Here is a 7,801-nt window from a genome sequence, read left to right on the forward strand (position 1 = left end):
AGCTACCTGAAAGGGGGGCACGAAGCCCCCGTGCTTCAGCCGGGGGTGCTGACCCACGCGAAATGGTGAGTTGAACGGGAAAACCTAATTTAGCTACCCATAGTAGCAGAACGCCTTAGCTAAGACAAGATATGATCGGCAGATCCGGGAATATGACGAACTACAAGCTGTCACGCTTAGAGAATCAGCACGATCGCAGCCAGCCAGTTGGTTTGAGGAAAAACCCTGTGATGCTGAGTAAAGTTGCACCTTGGCATCTGTGCTAAAGCCATTATACCCATAAAGTGAAATTAATGCAATCGGTGCGTTTCCTCGTTCAACTTTACCCGGTCCCGACTATGTTAAATCCATTAGACTCCCCACCCAACCCTACTGTCATCCTGAATAACCGTTACGAGATCCTATTGGCGATCGCCAGCGGTGGCTTTGGCGAAACCTTTTTGGCGGAGGACAACCAAATGCCCTCTCGCCGCCGTTGTGCCATCAAACGCTTAAAACCGAAAGCTGATGACCCGAACGTTCATCATATCATCACGGAACGTTTTAGGCGCGAGGCGACAGTCTTAGAAAAATTAGGAGAAATTAGCGATCGCATTCCTAGCCTGTATGCTTATTTAGAAGAAGACAGCCAGTTTTACTTAGTCCAGGAGTGGATAGAAGGAGAAATTCTGACCAGTCGCATACAGCAACAGGGGTCGATGTCGGAAACCCAAGTCCGGGATCTTTTGTTAAACCTGCTACCAGTCCTCCACACCATCCACAGCCATGGTCTAATTCACCGAGACATCAAGCCAGACAATATCATCCTGCAACCTCCCCACTACAAACCAGTTTTGATTGACTTTGGCGCGGTTAAAGAGATTATGGGGACTGTGTTAAACTCTCGCGGTAATCCCACCCCCTCCATGGTCATTGGTACACCGGGATTTATGGCTTCTGAACAGGCGACGGGACACCCGTTTTTTGCCAGTGATTTGTTCAGTCTGGGAGTCACTGCTATTTATATGTTGACGGGGAAAACCCCCCAGGAGTTAGCCATCGATGAAAACACGGCGCAAATTCAATGGCGGCACTTAGTCCCAACGGTGAACCCAGAATTTGCGGATATTTTAGATCGCGCCACTCGTTTTCACCCTAGCGATCGCTTTTCTGATGCTCAAGAAATGCTGACCGCCTTAGAAGGATTATCCCATCCCATAGCATCGACGGAAATTTCTGTTCCCCCTTCGACAGTCATTTTTCCCAAAGCCACCTCACGGAAGCCACCCCAACGGCGACCCGATTGGCAAATCCCGGCTATAGTAGGTGTGATCTTAGGGATTCTCGCCGGTTTAGGATTGACCATATTTTGGCATTCGCAGTCAGAACCCAAGGAATCGGAAGCGATCGCCGAAACCTATCAACTACCCCTATCATTTTATTTTATTGGGGATTCTGCCTTTTATAGTCCCCAGCAAGCCAAAAATAAACGTCATTCCCTGTTGGAGGACGGCTACACCCAGGCTGATTTTTTCTGGTCAGCCAACTATAGCAACCTATCGAGCCATAATTCCTACCAAGTCTATAGCAAGTGGTTTGAGACTCAAGACGACTGCGAAGCCGCTTTAAAAGAGTATCATCAATATAACCCCAATTCTTATTGTGGATTTGCGACTAAACTTTAACCCCCTGTTCAAAACTCCCCATTCTCGATTATCGATTTTGGCAAATCTATCGCTCCCAATAATTCTTGCCAATCTTCTCGGTAAATGGGATTTTCCGGTTGTTCTTCTCGGAACTTCATCACCAGAGTTAACAGGTCGAAGCAGATACTGTTTGCTGCATAAACTAGAGCCAAATCTCGACCGGATTTGTCTCGGATTTGTGCTTGTAAATCCTGGTCAAGTTCCCGTTTTAAGACTTCACCCCTGACGACTAAATCCCCAGTGCGATCGCTCGGTTCGCAAATAATTGACAAACGCCAATAGTAGTTAGTTTCGGTTTCCTCCAAATAAATATCTTCCGGGAGAGTGACTGCTATCAGTCCGGGGTTGACAGTTAAGCTAAATTCAACCAGGCGGTTTTTCCGAGGGTCTTGTAGTTCAAATTCCGCCGACCAGGATGAATCTTTAGATGCCGTTAAGTAAAACCAAAATTTCGGGTGCGCCGATAGGGTATAGCCCCAATTTTGGGTAGGAACTAAAGCGGTGATTTGGGTGTTTCTGGTGCAGTTTCCCCGCCCTCCAGCGCTACTGCTGCGATCGCCTGGTCTACCGCGATCTGGGAGTTGAAAATTGAGAGCTTCTCTGATATGCCCAGAGCCTTGGGGTGCTGTATAATGCTGGGTTTCCCGACTATCGGAAACCTGGAAAAAAGAGGTATTTAATGCCAATGGTAGGGCGAAAATCCCCACAAAAATTGTGTTTAAAAAAATCATAAAAACGGTTTATGGTGCGGGGGAAAAGCCCAAAAAGCGCATTCCCTTGCGGTCTAAAATATGGTGGTTATGCTTGGGTGGTGGCTGAGTCCCGGTTTTTTGAGGATGATTGCCGTCAGGGCAAAACCTAAACCAGAGGGAACCAGAGGTATCCAATACCCTACCATAAAGCTCACAAAACAGACACCATATATAATAACTATAATTCCTCCGGCTGTAAAGTAAAATCTCATCCCCCCAGGGACGCGCCACCCGACAAAGCCACCCAGGGATGACCAAGCCAAGATCCAGATAATTTCCAGGGGTCGAGGAATAGGCTGCATGAGGGGACGGTTATCTTGGACGGCGCTGATAATTTGACTGACCATTTGCGCTTGAATGAAAACCCCGGCTGTTTGGTCATGAGGTTGAGTGCCGCGGCTGGTGGGGGTCCGGTGAAAGTCTTTGTAGCTGTGGGTGATATTGCCAATTAAAATAATGCGATCGCCTTTCCCAAACTGCCCTAACCGACAGTTATCCGACAACTTCGACAACCAACCCAACCCACCACCTAAACTGTCAGCCCTAACAGTTATCCGACAAACCAACAAGCGATCGCATCTCGTGGCGGCGACGGGCGATCGCATTCTGCCAAATCCAACCAGGTGCTGTGTGCCCCAACTGTCAGGCTTTACACTTATCCACTGAAAACCCACGGATGATTCCGGTTCAACCCGATGTGTTAATTTTGAAAGTTGTTTGGGTAAACTAATATCGGACCAGTGAATCGACAGACTCCTAGGATAACGTTCTGATAATGAACCCGGCTCCAGAGGCGATCGCTTTTCCCAACCCGACAGTTATCCAACAAATCCGACAAACCCCCAGATGCGATCGCCTCCTCCCAAACTGTCACCTCTAACAGTTATCGGATAAACCCGGTCTCAGATGCGATCGCATATATGGGTTGATTGATGAAAAAAGGAAGATTCTCAAAGGAGAATAACTGTTATGCCTCATGAACCAGACAAGGAAAGCAATTTAAACTTTTTAGATATCCCCGCTAAATTTATATTAATTTACTTATCTCTTAAACTTATTATTTTCCCTATTGTCCAGACAGGGATAAACGTCCTTCCCAATTTGGCTAGTAGGGAAAAAATTTCTGTTGAGAGTATTAAAATTCCTGATTTGACTTTTCCTGATGTAACCTTACTGCTTATTATTTTACTGTTTCAACCTCAAACATCAAAAATCTTTGAAACATTAGACATCTCTGCTCAAGGAGGGTTGAAAGCTCAATTTAGGAAATTAGAAGACAAAGTAGATCAAGCAAAAGCAGATTTAGATAAACTCCAACAAAAACAAATCGATGAGTTAAACCAACTTCAACGCTTTATGTACCCATTGCTTCTAACTCCAGGAGAAATTGAGAAACTAAAAAATCTTAAAGAAAAAAGTGAAAACAATACTGCTTTTGATTTTTATGTCAGCAACCCAGCAGCAGCAGAATTGAGGCGCTTGAGAGATTCAAAACTAATTGCACTCAAAACCCCCTATCAATATATTAGCGATTTAGAGAGAGCAAGTAATTATGCAGAGACTGATAAAGATTTTATTGACTTAACTCAATATTGTGAAATTACTGAAGCAGGGGAGGAATTTCTAAGCTACTTAAATAATATTTCTAATATCAAGTGATTGGTGAAGCATCAGCGACAGGTGATGAGCGTGTCAGGGAAGAGCAGCCATGCGATCGCCTTTCCCAAACTGCCCTAACCGACAGTTATCCGACAAACCCGACAACCAACCCAACCCGCCACCTAAACTGTCAGCCCTGACACTTATTCGACAAACTAACAAGCAAACCAACAAGCGATCGCACCTGGTGGGGGCGAAGGGCGATCGCTTTTCCCAATGAAATATCAAGGATGTTATAATGTCTGGTCAGATTATGCTGGAACAATGACTTCATCCAAATTGCAGATTCCTGAACTTATCAACATTCTACGCAAGCGCATGAACCTCTCTCAGGAGAAGTTCGCTGCTCGTCTGGGTGTGTCCTTCCAAACCGTCAACCGCTGGGAGAGAGGACGAGCCACTCCCTCACCGATGGGGATTAAGCTGATTGAGTTGCAGTTAAGGCAGATGGGAGAGCAGGGAGCTGATTTGTTGGATGCTTATTTTAGCGAGTAGGTGCGGGTTTCGAGTGTACAGGAATGGGAAATAGAAGTAGATGCCAGGGCAGTTTATCTGTCAAAGGTGATAACTGAAATAAAGATTACTGGAGGAAAGCATTTATGGACTTGCAAGAAACTCGATTAGAAATTAATAAATTGAAAGAACAGATGACTTTAACCTTGGATAATCCTAAATCAGTCAAGTTACAGGTTAAAAATATAAGTTTAATCCAGAAACAACTAAGGGTTATTAAAAAAGAAGTTAATCTAGCTATTAAAGAAATTAATCAGGAAGCTACACAAGCACTCCCTGATAGTATTATGTCATTAGGACTAGATTTATTTGGTAAACGCAAACTGGCAGGACGAGTAAGGCAAGAGAATAGAAAAGCGATACAATCAAGCACCATTAACGCAAGACAACCTTACATGGATGTGAAAGATTATGTTGACCAAACCATATTGGAAGGAGACAAATTGAAGCTAAAAGCCGCACAATATTTGTCTGCGTATTAATTGAGCAATAGTAACATAAAAATTATTGGATTAAATCTTGCTTTAATGTATCAAATAGGGAGTAACATTGAGGCATGATTGCGCTTAAAAATATTATTTTTATTAGTAAACTAGCAAGTCTAGTTTCGGGACATAACCTAAGCTATCTGACCAACAATATCTGACAAAGGCTATCAATCCGAGAGGCGATCGCACCTGGTGACAACAGGCGATCGCTTTTCCCAATGAAATATCAAGGATGTTATAATGTCTGGTCAGATTATGCTGGAACAATGACTTCATCCAAATTGCAGATTCCTGAACTTATCAACATTCTACGCAAGCGCATGAACCTCTCTCAGGAGAAGTTCGCTGCTCGTCTGGGTGTGTCCTTCCAAACTGTCAACCGCTGGGAGAAGGGACGGGCCACCCCCTCCCCGATGGCAATGACCCTGATTGAGTTGCAGTTGCGGCAGATGAGAGAGCGAGGGGCGGATTTGATGTCCGGCTTATTTTAGCGAGTAGGTGCTTTCTTGGAGTGCGATCGCCTAGATTGAGTTAAAAAAAATCGATATTGTCCATTTTCTATAGAGTTCCATCCCTGAATGCCAAAGTCCAAGAAAACCCAATCCACCTCCAAGCAAAACGGAAACGGAGCCAATCTCGGTTTTGAACAAACGCTGTGGGCTGCTGCCGATAAAATGCGCGGTCACATGGATGCTGCTGAATACAAGCACGTCACCTTGGGGCTGATTTTCCTCAAGTACATCTCTGATGCCTTCCAGGAACGCTACGATGACCTCGCAGCAAGGCAAGAAACAGACTACACCGACCCCGAAGACCGCGATGAATACGTTGGGGAAAATATGTTCTGGGTGCCGCAAGAAGCGCGATGGTCAACAATTCAAGCCAGCGCCAAGCAACCGGATATCGGCAAGCGCATTGATGAGGCGATGCTGGCGATCGAGAAAGAAAACCCTCGACTCAAGGGCGTTTTACCGAGTAACTACAATCGCCCCGACCTGGATAAGCCACGCCTAGGGGAACTCATCGACCTGATTAGTACCATCGGATTGGGCGACGCTGAGAACCGCTCAAAGGATATTTTGGGGCGAGTTTACGAATATTTTTTGAAACAGTTTGCTAAACAGGAAGGTAGGGGTGCTGGTGAATTTTACACGCCGCCGTCAGTAGTCAAGCTGTTGGTTGAAATGATCCAGCCGTACAAGGGGCGGATATATGACCCCTGCTGCGGTTCCGGTGGAATGTTCGTGCAGTCCGAGAAATTCGTGGAAGCGCACGGCGGACGCAAAGGCGATGTTGCCATTTACGGTCAAGAGTCTAACCCAACGACGCGGCGACTGTGCTTGATCAACCTCGCCATTCGCGGGATAGATGGCAACATCGGCGACAGGCAAGCAGATAGTTTCACCAACGATTTGCACAAAGATTTAAAAGCAGATTACATCCTGGCAAATCCTCCGTTTAACATCAGCGATTGGTGGAACGAGAAGCTGGCAGAAGACGTGCGCTGGCAGTACGGGACACCACCGAAGGGAAACGCCAACTATTTGGCGAATGGTTCCATGAGTTCCAACCAGTCCGGTGAAGGGGAGATCCGCAAAGCCTTAATCGCTTCCGATTTGGTGGATTGCATGATTGCTTTACCTGGACAGTTGTTCTATACCACCCAGATTCCTGCTTGTTTGTGGTTTGTGGCGCGGGATAAGTCGGGCAAACCCACTGCTGGACACAAACCTTGCCGCAACCGCAAAGGCGAGACCTTATTTATTGATGCTCGGAAGTTGGGGGTGTTGATGGACCGAACCCATCGGGAACTGATTGATGAGGAACTCGCCCGGATTGCTGGAACCTATCAGGCATGGCGTGGGGAACCGGAGGCAGATGATTATGAAGACGTGCCGGGATTTTGTAAGAGTGCCACTCTGGAGGAAATCGCCTCTCATGGTTATGTGCTGACCCCAGGGCGCTATGTGGGGGCGGAGGAACTGGAAGAGGATGATGAGCTGTTTGAGGAGAAGATGGAACGGTTGACGAAGAAGTTGTACGCACAGTTTGAGGAAAGTGCCAAACTAGAAGCAGCGATTCGGGAAAATTTGAGGAGGTTAGGGCTATGAGTCCATTGCTACAAAACCTATTGCAGCAAGTTGAGCAGTTGTCCTATGAAGAACGGTTAGAACTGATTAGCGGTGTAGCACAGAGTCTGAAATCTCAGCCACACCAGACCAGCCCTAAACGGAAACTTAGTGAATTTCGCGGGATGGTAAAGCACCCATTTTTTGGCGAGGATGCTCAGGAATGGGTGACGCGAACTCGTCGAGAAGGGGATGAGCATCGGGAACGAGTCCTCAGAGGCGAATTATGAGGATTGATGAGGCGCTTTCTGGGGTATCGCGGCTGTTTTTAGATACATCGCCTGTTGTGTATTTTGTGGAGGAAAATCCTGATTTCTGGCCGCTTGTCAGGATGATTTTTGACCGGATTGAGAATGCAGGATTGGTGGGTGTTGTGGGGCCTATCACCCTGGCAGAATGTCTGGTAGTCCCCTACAGAACGGGAGATGTGAAGGGACAAAGAGAGTTTAGAGAGCTGCTAACGAACACAGAGAACATTCAATTTGTAGAAATTGGTCAATCGATGGGACAACTGGCAGGGGAGCATGATTTAATCTCAAATTAGGTTAATATTTTAGGGCAATAGGGTCTAATAC

The 7,801-nt window shown here is 46.2% G+C and carries 13 protein-coding genes; 9 read left to right on the forward strand and 4 right to left on the reverse strand.

Annotated elements, in window-relative coordinates:
• Positions 1-338: 338 nt before the first annotated feature.
• Complete coding sequence (locus P5683_RS20930) at positions 339-1,664, forward strand: serine/threonine-protein kinase (RefSeq protein WP_315641003.1); 1,326 nt, start codon at positions 339-341, stop codon at positions 1,662-1,664.
• Between the two features lie 8 nt (positions 1,665-1,672).
• Here the strand turns inward: P5683_RS20930 and P5683_RS20935 are convergent, their stop codons facing one another.
• From P5683_RS20935 to P5683_RS20945, 3 genes are all read right to left on the reverse strand, one after another.
• Positions 1,673-2,416, reverse strand: coding sequence for a DUF928 domain-containing protein (locus P5683_RS20935; protein WP_315641002.1), 744 nt, complete (start codon positions 2,414-2,416; stop codon positions 1,673-1,675).
• A 53-nt stretch (positions 2,417-2,469) separates the two neighbouring features.
• Entirely contained in the window at positions 2,470-3,042 is a 573-nt protein-coding gene (locus tag P5683_RS20940; protein WP_315641001.1) for a CHASE2 domain-containing protein, read from the reverse strand.
• Between the two features lie 95 nt (positions 3,043-3,137).
• Positions 3,138-3,311 (reverse strand): hypothetical protein, encoded by a 174-nt coding sequence (locus P5683_RS20945; protein WP_315641996.1) that lies wholly within the window; start codon positions 3,309-3,311, stop codon positions 3,138-3,140.
• A 95-nt stretch (positions 3,312-3,406) separates the two neighbouring features.
• On the opposite strand from P5683_RS20945, the gene P5683_RS20950 reads away from it, so the two are divergent.
• From P5683_RS20950 to P5683_RS20965, 4 genes are all read left to right on the forward strand, one after another.
• Positions 3,407-4,096 (forward strand): hypothetical protein, encoded by a 690-nt coding sequence (locus P5683_RS20950; RefSeq protein WP_315641000.1) that lies wholly within the window; start codon positions 3,407-3,409, stop codon positions 4,094-4,096.
• Positions 4,097-4,145: 49 nt separating this feature from the next.
• A complete protein-coding gene (locus P5683_RS20955; protein ID WP_315640999.1) occupies positions 4,146-4,316 on the forward strand; it encodes a hypothetical protein in 171 nt (56 codons plus the stop codon).
• A 44-nt stretch (positions 4,317-4,360) separates the two neighbouring features.
• A complete protein-coding gene (locus tag P5683_RS20960; protein ID WP_315640998.1) occupies positions 4,361-4,591 on the forward strand; it encodes a helix-turn-helix domain-containing protein in 231 nt (76 codons plus the stop codon).
• Positions 4,592-4,695: 104 nt separating this feature from the next.
• Positions 4,696-5,091 carry a hypothetical protein gene (locus P5683_RS20965; RefSeq protein ID WP_315640997.1) on the forward strand — a complete coding sequence of 132 codons (396 nt, stop codon included), beginning with the start codon at positions 4,696-4,698 and terminating at the stop codon, positions 5,089-5,091.
• Positions 5,092-5,193: 102 nt separating this feature from the next.
• Here P5683_RS20965 and P5683_RS20970 read toward each other — a convergent pair whose 3' ends face one another.
• Positions 5,194-5,373, reverse strand: a complete 180-nt coding sequence (locus tag P5683_RS20970) for a hypothetical protein (protein WP_315640996.1) — start codon at positions 5,371-5,373, stop codon at positions 5,194-5,196.
• Between P5683_RS20970 and P5683_RS20975 the strand changes: the two genes are divergently transcribed.
• From P5683_RS20975 to P5683_RS20990, 4 genes are all read left to right on the forward strand, one after another.
• Positions 5,364-5,588, forward strand: coding sequence for a helix-turn-helix domain-containing protein (locus tag P5683_RS20975; RefSeq protein ID WP_315640995.1), 225 nt, complete (start codon positions 5,364-5,366; stop codon positions 5,586-5,588). The two genes, P5683_RS20970 and P5683_RS20975, sit on opposite strands and share 10 nt — an antisense overlap.
• An 87-nt stretch (positions 5,589-5,675) precedes the next feature.
• Positions 5,676-7,208, forward strand: coding sequence for a class I SAM-dependent DNA methyltransferase (locus tag P5683_RS20980; protein WP_315640994.1), 1,533 nt, complete (start codon positions 5,676-5,678; stop codon positions 7,206-7,208).
• On the forward strand, positions 7,205-7,456 hold the full coding sequence (locus tag P5683_RS20985; protein WP_006625654.1) for a hypothetical protein: 252 nt from the start codon (positions 7,205-7,207) through the stop codon (positions 7,454-7,456). The genes P5683_RS20980 and P5683_RS20985 overlap by 4 nt, the downstream gene beginning before the upstream one ends.
• Positions 7,453-7,770, forward strand: a complete 318-nt coding sequence (locus P5683_RS20990) for a hypothetical protein (protein WP_006625653.1) — start codon at positions 7,453-7,455, stop codon at positions 7,768-7,770. The genes P5683_RS20985 and P5683_RS20990 overlap by 4 nt, the downstream gene beginning before the upstream one ends.
• Positions 7,771-7,801 lie beyond the last annotated feature (31 nt).

The sequence above is a fragment of the Limnospira sp. PMC 1279.21 genome, from assembly GCF_032349615.1.
GTDB classification, from domain to species: Bacteria; Cyanobacteriota; Cyanobacteriia; order Cyanobacteriales; family Microcoleaceae; genus Limnospira; species Limnospira fusiformis.